We start from the raw sequence: 20,605 nt of genomic DNA, 5'->3' as shown, positions 1-20,605 counted from the left end.
GTTTTTCCGTGTCTATGAGAGCGGTTGGGCTGGCACGATTCCTGCACCAGAAACCTTAACTGTGTTGCTGAGAGGTGTGGGATGGATAAGTCGGAAACCGTGATGACTGCGATGCAAAACTGGCTGAGTTTTGCTGCGTTTACACTTTCAGGTGTGGCATTCGAGGGGGCCAGATATGGCAACGTGATCGTGCCACAGGATGATAACGAGCCGGAACACCCGGCAGATTAATAAATCAGGGAGCGCACGGGCGCTCCCTGTGACATTTAGAACTGGTACACCAGTCCTACGCCCACCACGTCATCGGTATTAATGCCGGCGGCCTTGGTAAAGTCGTTGTCATCGAGTAAGTTGATTTTATAATCAACATAGGTCGACATGTTTTTGTTGAAGTAGTAAGTCGCACCCACGTCGACATATTTCTTCAGATTCTGTTTGCCCCAGTTCTGCACATCGGTGCCGCGCGAGTTAACGTACGCCAGAGAAGGACGCAGACCAAAGTCAAACTGGTACTGTGCCACTAATTCCCAGTTATCAGCCTTGTCAGCATAGCCGTAGGCCGTGTTTGGCTGATTAGCACTTGTGCTGTCGCCAAAGCTGATCGCGTTATAGGCGCGCGTGTACATCGCAGCCAGATAAATGTTGTTAGCATCGTATTTCAGACCACCGGTATAAGCTTCCGCTTTATCTCCGCGACCCAGAATGCCCGGCGCATTGCCATTTTGGTTGTTGGTACGATCCGACTGGAAGGTTGCCGCACCGATACCGAAACCGGAGCCCAGATCGTAGGTCGTGCTCAGACCCCAGCCGTCGCCGTTTTCACCCAGCACATCACGCCCGCCGCTTGCTTCCGTTGGGTTATCGTTTTTGCCCTGATACTGAACTGCAAAGTTCCAGCCGTCTACCAGACCGAAGAAGCCGTTGTTGCGGTAGGTCGCCATACCGTTGCCACGCTGGAACATAAAGTTGTCTGCGCCATAGGTATCGCCACCAAACTCAGGAAGAACGTCAGTCCATGCGCCAATGTCGTAAGCCACACCGTAGTTACGACCGTAGTCGAATGAACCCGCATTGCCGAATTTCAGTCCTGCAAAACCAACACGGGTGTAGCTGTTTGCCGTACCCTGTGCTTCTGAATTGTTGAGCGCCGCCTGGTATTCCCACTGGCCGTAGCCGCTCAGTTGATCTGTTACCTGGGTTTCACCCTTAAAGCCAAAACGAACATAAGACTGGTCGCCGTTGGCACCGTCGTTGTCCGAGAAATAGTGCAATCCGTCAACCTTGCCGAACAGGTCTAATTTATTGCCGTCTTTATTGTATATTTCAGCCGCATTTGCCGAGCCCGCTGCTGCCAGTAATGCCGGGATCGCCAGGGAGAGAATGTGACGCTTCATTTTTATTACCCTCTGTTATGTGCCTTTTATATTTGCCACTGCAAACCGATGGTAATATCGGTCGGCAAACCATTGTTGTTTCATAATGGGTAATAATCCATCGTAAAAATGCTACTAAATTTCCGAAAGTGTTTCATGATCTGTAAAATTTATTGCTATATGTAAATAAAGGGGAACTTATTAGCCGCACGGAGTGATAAAAAATAAAGCACAAAATGACAACCGCGTTGAAAATAATAGCTATCCGAATGATTTTAGTGGGAATAATCCTAAGCACTCAATGGTAAAACTTATTATTCGCCAGCCAATATACTTACTCCCGCTATCATCATTTATTTCTTATCTTCATTCACCCCGAATGATTTTTTTTTACCCTTATATATCGCCGGGCTTATTGCCCGGCTTTTTTTTGCCTGAACGTTGTCTGTATTGTCTTAGAGAGTTGAATAGGCGGGATAGCTGCGGGATTCTTCACCGTATTTATGGGTTTATTTCGCGCAATATACCGCCTCAGCAGGTAAACTTCAGCGGCTAATTTATCACGCAGCGTAACTAAAATACGTGACGTCAGAAAACGTGGGCTATATTAGCGTTCACGCATCGATTCTTTGACTTTATTCAACGGCTTAAGCAAATAGTCCATGACAGATTTCTGCCCCGTTTTGATCTCCACATTCGCCACCATGCCCGGTACGATAGGAAAGCGTCGTCCAGCCCTGTTGGTGAGTTCTGCTTTTTGCGTACGCACATAAACCCGGTAGTAATACTGGTCGCGCTTAACTTCATCCTGCAAGGTATCAGGCGAAACGGTTTCCACCACGCCGGTTAAATCCCCGTAAATGGATGAGTCATAGGCTGTGACTTTCACCACGGCTGCCAGTCCGGGCCGGATATAGGCGATATCACGGGGATTGATACGGGTTTCAATCAGTAACTGATCTTCCAGGGGGACGATTTCCATCATTTTTCCGCCGGGTTCGAGCACACCACCTACCGTGGTGACCTGAATATCTTTAACAATGCCGCGCACGGGTGAATAGAGCGTGGCGCGCGTCAGCTGATCCTCTTTGCCTGCGGCTACCTGTAGCTGGGCATCGAGTTCAGCATTGTTTTTCACCTGCTCCTCATGAGCGCGGACCAGATAGTCGTTACGCGCCTCGTCGATTTTTCCACGCAGATCGCTGACCTGCCGGCGCAGGCGAATCACTTCAACCTGCCCCGCCGCGCCTTTTGCCACCAGCGGTTCAGTTAACCGCAGCTCATCCTGTACCAGCCGCAAAGACTGTTGCAGGTTGTTGATGGTCTCGGTGAGGTTACGCCGACGCGATTCATACAGCTGTCTCTCACGCGCCACCAGCTGCGGCTCTTTTTGCGTCTCAGCACTGAATTTAAGTGGAATCCCCGACAGTTCAGCATTGAGCCGTTCCGATGAAGCACGCAGCGTACGAACTCTGGCCTGTACTTCACCAAAGTTGGACTGAAACCGGGTTGGATCCAGCGTGGCCAGTATCTGGCCCTTTTCTACAATATCGCCCTCGTGCACGTTGAGCTGCTTAACGATGCCACCGTCCAGGCTGTCAATGACCTGGGCGCGCGTAGATGGCGTAACCTTACCGGTCCCGACGGTTACCTCATCAAGAATGGCAAAGTGCGCCCAGATCAGGAAAAAGGCCAGCGCCGCCGTACACAACCAGATGATCGCGGAGGTGCGCCGCTCGTGTCTGGCAAGGTCTTTATCGATGATCACACTCATACCGCACCTCCCTGTGTCGCTTCCGGGACGTTCTGAGTGGCGCGCCGCAATATCTGCTCTTTCGCACCGTCGGCAATAATGCGCCCGTTATCCATCACGACAATGCGATCGACCATCTTCAGCAGCGCGGGGCGATGCGTCACCAGAATCAACGTGCGCCCACTGATCCAGCCCTGCATTTGACGGATGACATGCTCTTCAAGCTGCTCATCCATGGCGGCCGTTGGCTCATCCAGCAGCACCACCTGCGGCTGGCGCAGGATCATTCGACTGAGCATGATCATCTGCCGCTGTCCACCTGACAGCCCTCGCCCCCCTTCATTGATCACGCGATCCAGACTGGCCGCATCCTGCTGGACCAGCGACAGCGCGCCACTAATCCGTAACGCCTGCAGCATTTCCTGTTCGCTGGCGTGGGGATTGCCGAGCAGCAGATTCTGCCTGAGCGTGCCAAAAAACAGCCGCGAATCATGGGACAGCCAGCCAAGCTGGCGGCGCAAATCGGTCGGATCGATATGTGCCATATCCACGCCGTCCACCAGCACTTTTCCCTGGCTGGCCTGCGCCTGGCCCGCCAGTATTTTTAACAGGGTCGATTTGCCCGCGCCCACCTTCCCCAGAATGGCTATTTTCTCTCCAGGCTTAATGTTCAACTGCTGCACGTTGAGCACGTTTTTTTCGTTCTCTTCGTCGTAGGTATAGTGCACGTTGCGCAGTTCAAAGTGGCCGGTCAGGGTCGGACAGTGCGCCATGGTGGCCGACTCGGGTTTATCGAGCGGTTTTTTTAGCAGCTCATCCAGCCCTTTCATCGCGGTTTTGGCGTGCTGCCAACGAGAAAACACCATGGTCAGCTGCATGAGTGGCGCGATGGTGCGCGAAGAGAGCAGGCTGCAGGCCACCAGCGTACCGGTGGTGATTTGTGAATCCAGTACCAGATAAACTCCGAACACCAGCATGCCCGCGTAGGTCAGTTGCTGCACGGTGGAGGCCCAGCCGGTCAGCCTGGCGCCCCACAGACGTTGCTGATTGCCAATCGAGGCGCTGACCTCGTGGGTTTGCTCCCACTGGCGTTGAAAGTAAGGCTCGGCCTGCAGCGCTTTGATATCCTCAATGCCTTCTATCGTCTCGACCAGCACGGCATTCCGCAGCGCGCCTTCGCGCAGCCCGGCTTTTGCCAGACGCGCCATAGGGAACTGCACTAACATCCCCGGAATAATAATGAGCGGAATAGCAGCCAGCGGAATCAGCACCAGCCAGCCGCCGATAAACGACATGATAAACAGGAACAGAATGACAAAGGGTAAGTCTGCGGCAGCGCCGACGGTGGTTGAGGTGAGTAACTCACGAACCTGATCGATTTCACGCAGCTGGGAGATGAAAGAGCCCGTGGATTTAGGCCGTGACTCATTGCGAATATTCATCGCCCGGGCAAACAGCATGGCGGACACTTTCAGATCGATGCGTTTCCCCATCAGGTCAGAAACCTGCGTTCGCATCAGGCGAATCAGATATTCAATGGCGGCGGCAATGAGCACGCCGACAAACAGCACCCACAACGTCGCCTCGGACTGCGCCGGGATAACCCTGTCGTACACCTGCATTGAGAAAAGAATACCGGCGAGAGCCAGGACGTTACTGATTACCGATGCCAGAGATATTTCGCCGATTCGCCGGCCCATGCCGCGAAAGTTTTTCCAGAACCAGTGTGGTTCATAGGGCTGCACGAATTCATCAATGCGGGCATCTCTTCCGCGCGCGGCCACGCCAATCACGCCAATGTCCCCCTGCGCTCTGGAGAGCAGGCTTGCCAGCTCGCCTTCCCGAATGACATCGCCGCCTTCACTAAGCCAGTAGCGCGCCCCGCCCTCGCCATCGATTTCTTCCAGCACGGCGATGCTGTTATTTTCCATCACCAGCACCACGGGCGTGATGTCCTGCCGCCAGCGCAATTGGTTCTGCGGCACCATGGTTAAATGAAGACCCAGCAGCCCGCACAGGCGATCCCGCTGCTGCGCCACCGGCAGGTGTTCAAACCAGCGCATTTGCTGGCGAAGCGTTTTGCCCTCTGCAGGCTTACCGAAGCGTGCCGCCACGCGCAACATCGCAGCAATCCAGTTATCGGTCGTCGGGTTTTGTGCACTCATTGTTCGCGCCTTTTAAAACGGGTTGGCTATTGCAAAGAAGGAAGAAGATCACCACTGTTTTTTTGACGATCGATACCCATGATGTCGAGCAGGTTATCGACGGCAGCGGCGTAACGGACAGTGGCATCCCACCCGTCATAAAGCGCAGTGATTCGCGCGCTGTCGGCCTGAAACACGTCCTGCTCAACGCTAAGCAGATCGTTCAGGCTGCGTTTACTGAGCCGGTACTCATCGGCATACACGTTGCGCGTATGTTCAGCGCTGGCTAACTGCGCCTCTCCCGCCAGCTGACGCTGCTGAGCACCGATCATATCGGCGTAAGATGTGGAGGCGTTTTGATTAATCGTGAGTTTGGCTTGCTGTACCGCAGCCTGGGCGGCCAGCCGATCGCCCTCCGCTGACTGGGTTTTGGCATTGACGAGACCGCCCTGATAGAGCGGCGCTTCTACCTGAAGCTGGACTTCATCGTCCCAGTATGAGCGGGTATCGTTTTCGTAACGCGTCCGGCCAGCCTGAACCTTGATGCTGGGCCAGTGACCCGATTGCGCCTGACGGACCCGTTCGCGGGCGGCTTCCTGTTTGTATTGCGCACTGCGCACCGATGCGCTGTTTTCATAGGCGATTTTGTCCAGGGTAATTTGCTGTTGTAACAGCGCCTGGGGCAGCTCAGGCAGTGTGGCAGGCACCACGCCAGTCAGGACGGTAAGCTGCGCGTTGGCAGAACGCAGTTGGGCCAGATACTGTTCACGCGTGGCATGCATGGCGGCGATACGGGTTTCGGCCTGCAGCACATCTGACTGAGAGTTGAGCCCGGCATCTGCACGCATTTTGGCAATGTCACGTACGTGCTCCAGCGAGGCGATATTCGTCTGTGCCGTGGCGGCGAGTGCCTGATAACGTTTGACTTCCAGATAAGACTGTAAGGCCTCTTTAGCCACCTGCGTCATGGCGTCAAATAACCCGAAGCGGTAGGCATCTGACAGGGCATGCTGCTCGTCAATGGCACCGTTAGTGCGGCCAAAGTCATATAACAGCTGGCTGAGGGTGATTCCGCCGGACCCATTGTTATTCAGACTGCCAGATGAGTCGGTTTGATGTGAGCGCCCCGCGGCCCCCTGAAGCGATATCTGGGGATACCAGGCGCTTTGCGCGGCACTCAGATCGCCTTCACCAATATGAATCTGCGCCGCCGCCTCGGAAATTTTTGGGTTGCGTGCGAAGGCTCGAAGGATGGCTTCCCGCAGGGTCAAAATGGCGACCTGCTCTTCGCTGGGTGCTGCGCGCCAGTTGAACTCCGCTTTCGGTAAGGGGGCGGCAAATGCCGCGGGCAGGACCAGGCCATTCAGGGCGTAAAAAAACAGGGCTAAACGCGCTTTGTTCATTATTCATACCAACAGGTTTTCTTATGATCATTCGATGACGTCCTGGTGATTTCAGTATGTAAAAAAAGCAAGGGCACGATAAGCATCACGCATTTTATTGTTAATTTATTTAATGAGTTCAGTAAAGACCGCTAAGCGCGAGTTACTATTAATAGTACATACAGAGAAAGTGGTCATGTTAAAAATCACCAATTATCAAATATATTTACTGAAAGGCGATTTTTTAAACAGACACCATTCCCTGCCACTACTTAAGATAAAATTAACGACATCGATTTTAAAAAGTCATATTTCTTACCATTGAGTCACGAGCGGCCGTCAGTCGGAACGCTGCACTCTCAGGTCCTGGAAGGTCTCGTGATTGTGATTAATGAAGCGGTTGTCAGGCAAGGCGGCATCAAAAGGCGACGATTACGCTTCCTGTCGAACCGGCGTTAATCTGCCCGTTACTCTGGGTCGGTACAGCGTTACCCGAAGTCAAGATAAAACGGCCTGTTTCATCTATCCGTTAGTGGCCGGATGCCCTCACGGCGTGCTTACCCCATGCTGACATGTTGCCAGGAAGAGTGGCGGAATGTTGAAAGCCACGTTGCAGAAAAAAAGCAGCGGAAGCTTGCGCAACCGCTGCTGTGGGTAAGTGCTTAACGTGAATATCGTATGTTAAACGATGTGTACCTGCAGATTGTGTTGAATCAGAACATCGCCCAACGTGTTGTCATTGGTGAGTGCCGAGTTATGGTAGACCTCGTAGGACTGACCATTCACCATGCGTTCGCCACTGATTTCCCACGTGCCCCCCTGGCCATTGACCAGCGTGACAAGGCTACCGTCAGCCCCTTTAATCACCAGGTCATCGCTTTGTTGGTCAGTGATATTCAGCGCCTCGTTGAGATCCAGCTTCACAGCGTTCGTGCCGCTCTGACCGAGATCGAGCACTTCAATGTTTTCCACTTTCAGACCAAGATCGGTCAGATCCAACGTCAGATGATCGCCGTTCAGCACCAGCGTATCGGTTCCTGCACCGCCATCGATATGGCTGAAGTTCAGATCGCTGACCACAACCGTATCGGCACCACTACTCCCATTTACCGATGCGCCTTCCACGATGCTGCCATCTGCCAGCGTAATGACCACCCCGCCAATGCTGTAACTTTCGTCAACAGGCGTGTCTGTTACGGCTGCCGTGTCAGCGACTGCCGCCGCCGCGACTCCGGTATTGTCCTCCGACGCATTGACCGGCGCGGCCACATCGGCTTCGGTGGTCAGCGTTGAAGCCACGTGCACCGTCGGCGTTGCCTCTTCAGTGGACTGCGTGTTGTGCTGCGTATCATGGCCCGCCGCGGTTGCACTGTCGTCCACCAGTGAGAACAGCGCAACGGACTCGGTCGTTGACGCCGTGGTAACCGGCAACACAGCGCCTAACAATAGCGTATTGGTCGTGGTGTAGCTGTTGCCCGCCACATCCGTAATCGTGACCTTCGCCAGCGTATTGAGCGACAGCAGCAGTCCCCCAACCGATAACAGCGCGGGGCTGAAGTTAGCCGCGTAGCGTCCGAGCGCATCCGTGGTGGTGTTAATCGTCGGCCCATTGCTGCCGTTAGCCAGCAGCAGCGTAACGCTGACTTTTGACCCCTGAGCCGCATTCAGAGAGCCCCCCTGCACCGTCAGCCCGTTGATCAGCGATGACACCACACTCAGCACAGGATCGACGCCCAGAAGCGGCTGATTGTGCGACAGCGCCGTGAAGCTGCTGGTGGCTGTGGTGCTGTTACCGCCCACGTCGGTGATGGTAACGGCTACAGAATGGCTGCCATCCGCAATGCCTTTCAGGGTGGCTGACGGCACACTGATACTCCAGGCACCGTTACTGCCAATCGTCGTGGTGAAAATGTTGCCCGCCACGTTGACGGAAACCCGTCCCCCAATCGCGTTACTGCTCGTACCGCTAATGGTTTCTGCAACATTCGCCTCGGCAATATTCAGATAACCATCCCCACCAAAGTAGCTGTTGATGCCCGCCGTTGGCGTGGTCCGGCTGGCAACGCCCAGCGAAGCCGAGGCATTACCGCTGTTGCCCACGCCATTCGTCACGCTTGCCGTGACGGTATAGAGTCCATCCGCGATCGCCGCGAGATTAGAGGCCGAAACCGGAAGGCTCCAGTTGCCGTTGCTGCTGACCGTGGTAGTAAAGGTCTGGCCGCCAATCGTCACCTGCACCAGCGACCCTTCCGCATTGGTCGCCGTACCGCTAATCGTCTGGGTGGTTTTCACATCGGCAACGCTTAATGCGTTATCACCAAACAGCGAAGTAATGGTTACGGCGGGTGGGGTATTACTGATGACGGTCAGGCTGCCGCTGCCTGTCACGGTGTTGCCATTCACATCTGTGGCAGTCACCGCAACCGCTTTAAGGCCATCGCTGATACCGGTTAAATCACCTTTTGGCACGCTGATTGTCCAGTTGCCACCGCTGATCACTTTCGTTGAATAGGTAATGCCGTTGAGCGTAGCACTTACCGTCGCCCCGGCAGCCAGATTCGATGTCCCGCTGATGGTCTGGTTAGAGGCCAGGTCCGCAGCGCTGAGGATACCGTCACCAAACACGGTATTGACCGTCAGGGTGGGTTGAGTCAGCCCCAGCTGCACACCGCCGCTGGTGGAGGTGGTGTTACCTACGGCGTCGGTAACCGAAGCACTCACGGTAAAGTTACCGCCGAGCAGCGTAGCCAGAATGGCGGGGGATACCGTGGCCGAGAAGGTGCCGTCGTTGTTAACGATCGCCGTTGCCGTGGTATTACCAATCGCCAGCCTGACGGTACTGCCTGCGGCTACGCCGGTGGTGGTACCGCTGATGGTCTGGGTGACCAGCGACTCGGCAATATTCAAAATGCCGTCACCAAACAGTGGGTTGAGCGTGACTTTAGGTAAGGTATTAATCCCTACCGTGGCCGACGCCGTGCTACTGGTCGTATTCCCTGCCGCATCCGTGACGCTGACGCCGACCGTCAGCGTACCGTCCGTCAGACCCTGGAGCAGCCTTGGCGTCAGTGACACAGCAAAGTTCCCGCTGGCGTCCGTTGCCGTCACGATTTGCTGGCCGCCAATCGTCACTACGACACGGGAACCGGCCTCTGCACCGTTAACCACGCCGCCAATCGTCTGGCCCAGTAACGCATCCGCGGCATTTAACAGGCCATCGCCAAACAGCGGACTGATCGTGAGGGTAGGCGCGATGGTATCGACGCGAATACCGGCGCTGGTAGAGGCGGTGTTACCGGCCTGATCGGTGACCGTGGCGCCAATCGTGAGATTTCCCTGCGTCAGAGTACTCAAAATATCCGGCGCAACCGTGGCGGTGAACGTGCCGTTGCTGCCGACCGTTGCCGTGACCTGGCTGTTCCCCACGTTCAGCGTGACCACCGAACCGGCAGCAACGTTATTCACCACGCCGCTGATGGTCTGGCTGGTGGCAATATCAATCAGGTTAAGCACGCCATCACCAAACAGTGACGTCAGGCTGATGGTCGGCGTTTGTGTGAAGATACCAATGGTTGCGCTATTGCTGGCTACGTTACCGACGGCATCGGTGACAGTCACGCCCAACGTCAGATTGCCATTAAGTAAGGAAGAGAGATCGCCGGACGGCAGCGTCACGCTCCAGTTGCCCCCGGCCTGCACCGTGGTGTTATACGTCTTCGTCCCCAGGATAACGGTCACGCGTGAGCCCACTGCCGCGTTCTCGATAATCCCGCCAATCTGTTGATCAACCGCGGCCTCGGCAATATTCAGCAGATTATCGCCGCCAAACAGACCGGTCAGGTTATCCACGACAGGTACGGCATTCACGATGGCATTGACCGTTTCACCCACGCTGCGGCTGTTGCCTGCTGCATCGGTTAACGTCACGTTCAGGGCCAGTTCACCGTCGCTCAGCAGACCGAGAACACTGGGGGGAACAACAATCGCCCACTTCCCGTCCTGGCCCACGGCGCTGGTCAGGGTCGTGCCGCCGATCGTGACCGCGACGGTTGCGCCTACGCCTGCAGAGGTCGCCGTACCGTTAATGGTCTGGGCAATCGTGGTGTCGATCGCGCTCAGCGTGCCGTCACCAAAGACAGAATCCACTACCAACGTCAAGGCGGCATTGACCACTTTGTTCACGGTAATCGTGGCATCCGTCTGGTTGCCAGCCTGATCGTTGACGCGCACGCCAAAGACCAGCGCACCGTCGTTGAGGCTGGACAGCACCTGCGGCGTGAGGTCAATGCTCCAGACGCCGTTAGCGCCAATGATCCCGGTGGCGACAGGGGCGCCATCGCCCACGTACAGGGAAATGGTTTGTCCCTCTTCCGCACCGGTTGTCCGGCCCGTTAATACCTGCCCGACAGCAACATCGGCGGCGTTAATCAGGTTATCGCCGAGGAAGGCGTCAATCTCAATCAGTGGTGCTGCGGTATCGACGTTAATGGTGCGGCTGGCACTGCCCACGTTGCCGGCGGCATCGGTCAACTGCGCATTAATGGTCGTTTCACCGTTGGCCAACGCCTGCATATCACTGGCTGGCACGCTGGTAGACCAGGTGCCGTCGCCCTGCACGATCCCCGTGTAGGTTTTGCCATTCAGGGTAACCGTTACCGTACGTCCCGTTTCGCTGGTGTCCGCCGTACCGCTAATGGTCTGACGCGTTGAACTTTCACTGGCGTTAACCACATCGTCACCCGTGAAGCTGTTAATCGTCAGTACCGGTGCCGTCAGATCGATCTGAACGGTGCCGCTGGTGGTCACGGTATCCGTTCCGTCGGTGGCATTGACGGTAATCGTGACCGGGCCATCAGTGCTGCCAAAATCACTGACCGGTAAGGTTGCCGTCGTCCAGTTGCCGTTAGCATCAATTGTCGTGCTGTAGTCCACGCCGTTGATCACGACGGTAACGACACCGGTGGCACCGAGATTTTGTGACGTTCCACTCACCACGACGCCACCTGCCTGCTGATCGACCGTGCTGATGATGTTATCACCCGATACGGTGCCCAGCGTGACCAGCGGTCCTGGTGGGGGTGTAAGATCAACCGGCACCGTCAGATCCTGCGTGACCGGATTGCCCGCCAGGTCGCTGACGGCAAGCGTTAACGTGGTATCCGGTGCGACGAAGGTGCTCATTTGTTCTGGCGTCAGGGTCAGACTCCAGGCGCCGTTGGCACCGACAACCGCCGTACCTAACAGCGTGCCGTTATAGGAGACGGTTAACTGTGACCCGGTCTCCGCACCGTTAGCGATGCCGCTTAACACCTGAGGCTGAATACTCTCGGCATAATTCAGACCATCATCACCTGCAAACGTCACGCCGGTGATCGTTGGCGCGGTTGTGTCGATTACCAGGGATTCGTTGAGCGTCGTACTGTTACCGGCAGGATCGGTGACGGTGATGGCTAACGAATAGGTGCCATCGGTTAAGGCGCTCAGTTGCGCGTTACTCAACGGCAATGTCCAGCTTCCATCTGCCGCTATCTGGGCAGTGAAATCGGTGGTGCCGATAGTCACCACAACCTGTTGCCCGGCGCCGGTTTCACCGGTATTGCCCGTCAGCGTGATACCGTTCTCGACGTCAGTGGCGTTGACATAGCCGTTGCGTGGCAGCGGATCCACGCTCGGGGCTGGCGGTGTCAGATCGGCAATAAAGTCAAACTGTGCCGTAGCCGGATTACCCGTTGCATCCACCACATTCACCGTCACGCTGTGCGGGCCACTTCCGATGGTATTCAACGCATTAGGTGGGATCGTGACGCTCCAGTTACCATTCGCATCAACGGTACCCGGATAGCGTATTCCATCCAGATCCACGCTGATGCTTGCCGCCTGGTTTGCTCCGAGGCTACCGGTCGTCCCGGTCAGCGTTACGCCAGCAGCGGCCTCGCTGATGTTCAGCACGTTATCACCACCAAACTGCAGGTCAGTAAAAGTGGGCACGGGAACGGTGACGGCGGTGACCACATTGAGCGTGGTGCTGTCAGTGTTGCCGGCAATATCCGTGGCGTTGACGGTGATAACATGACTGCCGTTGGGGATCTGCGCCATCTGCGCCGGCGTCAGAACCAGTGACCAGCTTCCGTCCGGCAGAACGGTTGCATTCAGTGGCAAATCGTTATTAAAGCCGCTGATGGTCACCGTTACTGTCTGGCCCTCGCCGCTGATACCTGTCGAGCCGGTCAGCGTCTGGTCTTGTGCCGCTTCAGCCGCATTCAGTGCTCCGTCACCGAACGGAAGAGTCAGGCTGACATCCGGCAGAGTTTGTATTGCTACCACAATGTTGCTGTTTATCGTGGCCGTATTGCCGTTGGTGTCCGTCATGGTTACCGCAACGGGCCAGTTACCGTCTGGCAGCGTCTGCAGTAATGCCGATGGCAGAGCCAGGGACCAGGTGCCATCACCGTTGAGCGTGGCGGCATAGGCCGTACCGTTGACGGTTACCGTAACGGAGGCGGCATTATCAATATTCAGATTGCCGCTCAGGGTGCCATCTGCCTGCGCCTCTATCGCGTTGATACGGCCATCACCAAATGGCGTGTTCAGCGTCGGTTCGGGGATAGGTGCCGTGGCCGTCGTAAAGTCTTGCGTAACGGCAACAGAAGTATTACCGGCCCGGTCAGTGGTGATCACGCTGATCGTGTGCGTTCCGTCTGCCAGACCGGCAATCACATCGGGCGGCAGGCTGGCGCTCCAGTTACCGTTCGCATCGACAGAGACGGTTAGCGGCGTGCCGTCTACGCTGACGCTGACGGTTTGTCCATCGCCAAACGGCGTGGTGCCGGTGATCAGCTGCATGGAGGCGGCTTCAGTGGTATTAATCACATTATCGCCAAACAACGTGGCAGCTATGGTCGGATCGGCCGGTACGGTCACCAGAATCTCAACGCCTGCGCTGACTTCAGCCGGGTTGCCTGCCGCATCGTTGGCCGTCACCACCACCTGGGTCAGGCCATCGGGTAAGGCATCGAGCGCGCCCGGTGCCAGCGTTAAGGTCCATGCACCGTTGGCACCAACGGTCGTATTAAACGGCTGATCGCCGATCGTCACCGTGATCGGGCTACCCTCTGGCAGATTAGTCGCACTGCCGCTCAGGGTGAGTTCACCGGCAGCATCGGCCTGACTGACAATGCCATCACCAAATGGCGTATCCAGCGTCAGCTCCGGCAGTGTGCGGAAGGCCACATCCAGCGTGGTGCTGGTGTTGGTAGTGACATTGCCGCTGGCGTCCGTTGCGGTAATCGTCAGCGTCTGGAGCCCGTCATTGAGCTGCTGCAAATCCGCGGCGGGGATTGCCAGTGACCAGACACCATTCTCATCTGCACTGGTGGTGTAGGTGATTTGGTTCAGGACGACGGTGATCTGCGCGCCCGGATCGCTGTTGCCATTCACGGTCAGATCCTGCAGCGACTCGGCCAGATTAAGCGATGTGCCTGCACTCAGGCTGATATCACTCAATACCGGTAATGTCGTGTCAATCGCGACATTGTGGTTAGTCAGGGCGGTATTACCTGCCACGTCATTTGCCGTGACGACAAAGGTCTGTTGCGAGCCGGAAGGCAGACCACTCAGAGCCGAAGACGGCACGGAGACCGTCCAGTTACCCGCCGCGTCAACGGTGCCGGTGTAGCCGACGTTGTTCAGCGTGACGGTCACTACCGTTCCCTCAGCCAGTTGCGTACTGCTGCCGCTGACATCCAGATCCGCTCCGGCTTCAATGGCGTTGATAATGTCATCACTGGCGACCACATCCACACTCAGGGTCGGCAGCGCCGCGCCACTGGCAATAACATTAAGGGTCGCATCGCTGCTGGTCGGGTTGCCTGCGCTGTCGGTGGCACTCACCACCACGCTCTGAGGACCGTCCGGTAAGGCACTGACGTCAGCCTGTGGAATGGTCACCGTCCAGCGGCCATCTGCCTGCACTTCTCCAGTGTAGCTTTGCCCGTTGAGCGAAACGGTGATCACCTGACCAGCGGTCAAATTCGTACTGCCGCCGCTGATGGTTAAGTCCGCAGCCGCTTCGCCCTGGTTAAGGTAATTATCCCCGCTGATGGCATCGAGGGTCAGTACCGGAAGCGACGCGCTGTCTGCGACGCGCGTCAGGGTCTGGGTGAGCGTGGTCTGGTTGCCTGCGGCATCGGTCAGCGTGACGTCCAGTGAGTAAGGGCCATCCGGCAAGCCCTGCATGACGCTGGCGGGTATCTCAAGAACCCAGGTACCGTCAATCAAGACAAGGGTTTGATAGGTTTCGCCCTGAAGCGTCACCGTCACCGTTTGCCCTGCATCGGCCAGCGATGCTGTACCCGAAACGGAAATATTTTGCAGAATTTCCAGTGAGTTAATCTGATTATCACCGGTTACAGGATTCAGGCTGAGTTCCGGTGGGGTAAAGTCAACGGTGATTGCGCTGCTCAGGCTGCCGCTGCTGCCTGTCGCATCGCTAACGGTGACGACAAGCGTATTTGTGCCTTCGGGCAAGGCCTGCAGGACGGTACTACTCAGCGTGACCGTCCAGTTGCCCTGAGCATCCACCGTGGCTGCATAGTCATTACCGCCTAGCGTGACGGTCACAATCTGGCCTGCGCCGGTCAGCCCTGTCGTGCCCGTCAGCGTTTGTTCACTGGCTGCCTCAATCTGACCCAGGTAGCTGTCGGCAAAAGGCGTATCAATGCTTATCGCTAATGTACCGGTCGCCACGGTAATATCACGGGTTTCAGTTGAAAGGTTACCCGCAGGATCGCTGACGCTCACCGTCAGGGTATAACTGCCCGCTGCGACGTCTGCCAGGGCGCCCGCTGGCAGCGCAAAGCTCCAGTTGCCGTCAGCATCTACCGTGGTGTTCCATACCTGGTTATTCAGGGTGATGGTCACAACCTGCCCCTCGCCCGCATCGCTGCTGCCGCTCAGGACGATCGGCGCCGTGCTTTCTGCGGCGTCTACGATATTGTCCCCGGCGACGGGATCAAGCGTCAGGGTCGGTGGCGTGAGGTCAACATTAACGTTACCGCTTACCTCGCGGCTGTTCCCTGCCGCGTCCGTGACCGTGACGGTATAGTCCGTGCTGCCTTCGTTCAGTGCGGCTAAGGCATTGGCAGGAAGACTCACACGCCAGTTACCATTTCCGTCTACCGTACCGGTATAAACATTGCCGCCCAGGGAAACGCTCACGGTCTGGCCCACACCGCTTACGCCGGTCGTTCCGCTAAGCTGCTGTACGCTGGAAATATCCGTGGCATTCAGGATCCCGTCGCCGAAGGCCGTGATCACCACAGGATTGGGAACATTGTTAATCGCGACATTGAGCGTGGCTGAACTGCTCAGCGCCGCGCCCGTTGTATCCGTCGTCGTTACGGTTAAGGCCGCAGGGCCATCCGTCAGGGCTGCCAGAGCGGATGGTGGGACGATCACGCTCCATGTACCGCCAGCAGAGACCACGGCGGTGTAAGTGACATTATTAAACTGCAGCGTGACAGTGCTGTCCGGTGCCACATTGACGGTGGTTCCCGTAATGATCAACGGTTCCCCCGCCTCGTTGGCATTCAGGAAGTTATCTCCGCTTATCGTATCAAGCGCCACACCGGAAGCATTACTGTTGACCGTCAACGCAAGATCCGTCGAGGTGGTATTGCCTGCGGCATCGCTGACGGCAACCGTATAGGTGGCGCTACCATCGGCCAGCGCCGACAGAACGGAAGCAGGAACAGTGAGGCGCCACGATCCGTCCGCCAGAACGGTACCGCTAAACACGTCACTGCCCACGGTCAGCGTCACAACCTGCCCCGCCTCCACGTTGGTGGTGGTGCCCGACAGTTCCTGATTGACCTGACGTTCAGCGCCGTCAACCAGATTGTCACCGGCAAACGGGTTCAGGGTCAGCGTGGGTAATGAAGCCGCATCGGCTTTCACCGTCAGGCTGCTGGTGTCCGTTGTGATATTGCCCGCGGTGTCGGTAGCAGTGATGGTCAGGGGATAGCTGCCGTTGGTCAGACCGTTTAGTGCCGCAGCCGGTACTTCCAGCGTCCAGCTACCGTCTGGATTGGCGGTGGTGCTGACGGTGGTTCCGTTAATGTTGACTACGATAACGGCATTACCTTCGCTGTTACCGCTCAGGACCAAGGGCTGCTGAAGTTCAACTGCATTAAGAACACCATCGCCAGACGGTGTTGCTACCGTCAGGGCTGGCGGTAAAGTATCGACCGTCACGCTGCCGGCGGCATTACTGGTGTTGCCGGCAATGTCGGTAAGAGTAACCGTATAAGGCACCGATCCCTGTGGCAGTGTTGAGAGCACCGCTGAAGGAATGTTCACCTGCCAGTTACCGGTGTTATCGACAATACCGGTGTAGTTGACGCCATTGAGCGTAACCACCACGCGCTGGCCTTCCCCGGTTACGCCACTGTTGCCGGTGATAGCACCGCCCGCTGCCGCTTCACTGCCGTTCAGTACACCATCGACAAACGCATCGCCCGGTGTCGCAACCGGTACATCGGTCGCCACAACGTTGATATTCGAGGTGCTGGTTGCCAGCGTATTGCCGTCCGCATCGGTAATGGTGGTGGTAACAGGAAGCGCGCCGTTGGGTAAGCCAACGAGGCTGCCCGCCGGCAGCGTCACCGTCCAGGTGCCATCCGCGCCTACCGTACCGGTGTAGTTGTTACCGTTAACGGTGACGTTAACAATGCTGCCAGCCGGGATATTGCTGGTGCTACCGCTAAGCACGACCTCACTCGCCACGTCATCGGCATTAAGATAATTGTTGTTTCCTGCCGGAGCCAGGGCAACGCTGCTTCCTGTTGCGTCAACCTGGAAGGTCAGTTCGGTGCTGGTGGTATTACCTGCGGCATTCACCACGGTGACGGTCAGAGCCTGACTGCCCTCAGCCAGCGTTGCCAGTGCTACGGGTGGTATAACGATGCTCCAGTTACCGCTTGCTTCTACCGTACCGGTATAGGTTATACCGTTAATGGTGACGCTAACTTGCTGTCCGGCCTCTACGTTTGTTGAGGTACCGGTGAGCGTTTGTGGCAGTTTTTGTTCTGAACCATCCAGCACGCCATCACCCGCAAAGGTGCCGCTGTTCACACTCAATGTTGGCTGCACTTCTGGTGCCGTTGCGACGTTCAGTTCGCTGGTGAACGTCGTCTGACTGCCATTGGCGTTGGTAATGGTGACTGTAAAAGGATTTCTACCCGAGGGTAACGCGGCCAAATCGGACTGATCGATACGCAATGACCAGCGTCCATTGGTGCTGACCAGCGTGCGGTAGAATCTGCCGTTAAGTGACATCGTGACCTGATCGCCATTCTGCCCGGTACCGCTCAATATCAGCGGCTGTGTCAGATCGCTTACGCTGAGCGTATTGTCACCGCCCACGGGATCCACACCTAATGAAGGCGGTTGCGTATCGACATTGACCGTGCTGGTCTGTGTCACCACATTCCCGGCCTGATCGATCGCGCTTACCACAAGCGGATTATTGCCCTGTGGCAGTGCAGCCAGATCGGCCGCAGGTACGGTCACACTCCAGCTTCCGTCATTATTTACTGGCAGGTCATAGATTTTACCGCCGAGCTGAACCTGTACCTGCTGGCCAGCCCCGGTGACACCGGTATTGCCGCTTAATACCTGATCGCTGCTGCTTTCGGTATTATTGAGAATACCGTCACTCAGCGAGCCGCTATCAAGCGAGATGGCAGGCAGCGTAGTGGCCTGCAGGGTCATATCGGCGGTGTTGGACAGCAGATTACCATTGGCATCCACGGTGCTAATGGTGATTTGTTTCACCCCATCACTGACGCCACTAAAGGCACCGGACGGAATGATGACGGACCAAAGTCCATTGGCATCAACGGTGCCGGTGTAATCGACACCATTAAAGTTCACAACGACCTGCTGCCCCTGGGCCACCCCTGCGACCGATCCTTTTACGGTCAATCCTTGAGCTGCTTCCTGAGCGTTAATAAAACCGTCGCCGCCCAGCGGCTGCGTGATAACCAGTGTACCTGCTGCACCTGCAGGCGCTTCGACGGTAAACGGCTGACTGTCTGTCGCATTATTACCTGCGGTGTTCGTCACACTTGCGTCGATGGTGGCCGCACCCGCCGCTAACCCAGCAAGCGCTACCGACGGCACGCTCAGGCTCCAGCTGCCGTCCGGCCCAACTGTGGTGGTGTAGGTCTGGCCGCCCAGCGTCACAGTGACGGTCTGGCCCGCCTCCACGTTGCTGGTGGTGCCGGACACCAGCTGATCGCTGGCCTTCTCGCTGTTGTCCAGGACGTTGTCACCGGCAAAGTCATTCACCGTTATCGTCGGTGGGCCTGGAGGGGTAACCGGTGCGTCAACCGTAATCACCTGCTCAGCACTGGCCGCCGCTCCCGCCGCGTTGCTCACGGTCACGTTGAGCGTGGTGGTGCCCGCGGCCAGCGCGGTCAGCGCCGCCGAAGGCACGCTCAGGCTCCAGCTGCCGTCCGGCCCAACTGTGGTGGTATAGGTCTGGCCGCCCAGCGTCACGGTGACGGTCTGGCCCGCCTCCACGTTGCTGGTGGTGCCGGAGACCAGCTGATCGCTGGCCTTCTCGCTGTTGTCCAGGACGTTGTCACCGGCAAAGGGATCAAGGGTCAGGGTCGGTGCGCCCGGCGTGGTAACGGGCGCGTCAACCGTAATCACCTGCTCAGCACTGGCCGCCGTTCCCGCCGCGTTGCTCACGGTCACGTTGAGCGTGGTGGTGCCCGCAGCCAGCGCGGTCAGCGCCGCCGAAGGCACGCTCAGGCTCCAGCTGCCGTCCGGCCCAACTGTGGTGGTATAGGTCTGGCCGCCCAGCGTCACGGTGACGGTCTGGCCCGCCTCTACGTTGCTGGTGGTGCCGGAGACCAGCTGATCGCTGGCCTTCTCGCTGTTGTCCAGGACGTTGTCACCGGCAAAGGGATTAACGGTCAGGGTCGGTGTTGCTGGCGTTCCCGGTGCTGCCGGTGTGTCACCGCCTCCGCCTCCGCCGCGACTGGTGCCCAGTGCTAAGCCCCCCAGTCCCAACAGGCCAATACCACTCGCCGTCATCAGGCCGGTAGAAATATTGCTGTTATCAGCCAGCAGGAGCGGCTCCACGTTATCCAGTGACTCAAATCCGGGCGTCACGGATGTTGTCGCTAAATCTGTTGCGCCTGCCGTCGTGGGAAAGAGTGCATGCTCTGGTGGGTTCACGCCATCATCAAAGACCAGTTCACTGTGGTCGCCTGCGGCATCGTCGAGGAAGAATTTTTTATAGCGAACGGAGCTTCCGTCACGCATCTGGACGATGAGATCGTCGCCCTGACGTTGGTATTGTACGACAGCCTCACGCGTACCATTAATGCGTACTACGCTCGGTTCATTAAGAGTGATCGTTTGCGTTAAGCCGCCGTCGACCTGAGACGTAAGCGTACCATTTGCACGGGAAATGATATCGACGCGACTTTGAGTGAGTTCTGCCATCTTGACCTTGCTCCACCAGAATATCTAATTAGCTGAAATGAAAACCATAAAAATAAGTTATGATTTTTCATTGACGTTTTTTCATGCTGCGTATCGGAAAACGTTTCAGCCTGGCGGAGGCGGCTTAAGCAAACAGGCGAAGTAGAAGGCAACTCCGCAAGTAGTGACTTTGTTTTTTTAACATTTGTATTAATCGATGCTCACAAATGGCAACATCGTGCAATCAATAGTTAACTGTCTGCGTTTAAAAATCAATCATAAGATGCAGTTTTATTTATGAATTAATAAAAATAACATTAGCAATTTTTGTGATTTATCAGGGAGGAAAAAGGCGGAATGCATGTTATTGCATGTCAAAATATTGCTAAATATTTCCAGTAAATTGCAAAAGTGCCGGAAATGTCTCTATTTTTTTGTTTTCTGGGTTCCTGCCCGATA

6 protein-coding genes are annotated in these 20,605 nt (G+C 56.4%); 1 reads left to right on the top strand and 5 read right to left on the bottom strand.

The annotated features are described in order from the left end of the window. Positions 1 to 81: 81 nt before the first annotated feature. On the top strand, positions 82 to 231 hold the full coding sequence (locus PAGR_RS23965) for a hypothetical protein (protein WP_014605391.1): 150 nt from the start codon (positions 82 to 84) through the stop codon (positions 229 to 231). 35 nt (positions 232 to 266) lie between these two features. Here the strand turns inward: PAGR_RS23965 and ompC are convergent, their stop codons facing one another. The 5 genes from ompC to PAGR_RS07330 form a co-directional block, all read right to left on the bottom strand. Beyond that, entirely contained in the window at positions 267 to 1,394 is a 1,128-nt protein-coding gene (gene ompC / locus PAGR_RS07350; RefSeq protein WP_014594150.1) for a porin OmpC, read from the bottom strand. 586 nt (positions 1,395 to 1,980) lie between these two features. Further along, on the bottom strand, positions 1,981 to 3,147 hold the full coding sequence (locus tag PAGR_RS07345) for a beta-barrel domain-containing protein (protein ID WP_014594151.1): 1,167 nt from the start codon (positions 3,145 to 3,147) through the stop codon (positions 1,981 to 1,983). Next, positions 3,144 to 5,291 carry a type I secretion system permease/ATPase gene (locus tag PAGR_RS07340; RefSeq protein WP_014594152.1) on the bottom strand — a complete coding sequence of 716 codons (2,148 nt, stop codon included), beginning with the start codon at positions 5,289 to 5,291 and terminating at the stop codon, positions 3,144 to 3,146. The genes PAGR_RS07345 and PAGR_RS07340 overlap by 4 nt, the downstream gene beginning before the upstream one ends. A 26-nt stretch (positions 5,292 to 5,317) precedes the next feature. Next, positions 5,318 to 6,673 carry a TolC family outer membrane protein gene (locus PAGR_RS07335; RefSeq protein WP_013026484.1) on the bottom strand — a complete coding sequence of 452 codons (1,356 nt, stop codon included), beginning with the start codon at positions 6,671 to 6,673 and terminating at the stop codon, positions 5,318 to 5,320. A 660-nt stretch (positions 6,674 to 7,333) separates the two neighbouring features. Continuing rightward, positions 7,334 to 20,167 (bottom strand): Ig-like domain-containing protein, encoded by a 12,834-nt coding sequence (locus PAGR_RS07330; RefSeq protein ID WP_014605390.1) that lies wholly within the window; start codon positions 20,165 to 20,167, stop codon positions 7,334 to 7,336. Positions 20,168 to 20,605: the final 438 nt, after the last annotated feature.

This window comes from Pantoea ananatis PA13, assembly GCF_000233595.1.
Taxonomy (GTDB): domain Bacteria; phylum Pseudomonadota; class Gammaproteobacteria; order Enterobacterales; family Enterobacteriaceae; genus Pantoea; species Pantoea ananatis.
Note: the sequence above shows the minus strand (reverse complement) of the source record. Positions and strands in the feature narration are given on the sequence as shown.

Excerpts from the sequence above, each read along its gene's own strand:
- PAGR_RS07330 (WP_014605390.1), bottom strand. The coding sequence starts at position 20,167 with ATGGCAGAACTCACTCAAAGTCGCGTCGATATCATTTCCCGTGCAAAT.
- ompC (WP_014594150.1), bottom strand. The coding sequence starts at position 1,394 with ATGAAGCGTCACATTCTCTCCCTGGCGATCCCGGCATTACTGGCAGCA.
- PAGR_RS07340 (WP_014594152.1), bottom strand. The coding sequence starts at position 5,291 with ATGAGTGCACAAAACCCGACGACCGATAACTGGATTGCTGCGATGTTG.
- PAGR_RS23965 (WP_014605391.1), top strand. The coding sequence starts at position 82 with ATGGATAAGTCGGAAACCGTGATGACTGCGATGCAAAACTGGCTGAGT.
- PAGR_RS07345 (WP_014594151.1), bottom strand. The coding sequence starts at position 3,147 with ATGAGTGTGATCATCGATAAAGACCTTGCCAGACACGAGCGGCGCACC.
- PAGR_RS07335 (WP_013026484.1), bottom strand. The coding sequence starts at position 6,673 with ATGAACAAAGCGCGTTTAGCCCTGTTTTTTTACGCCCTGAATGGCCTG.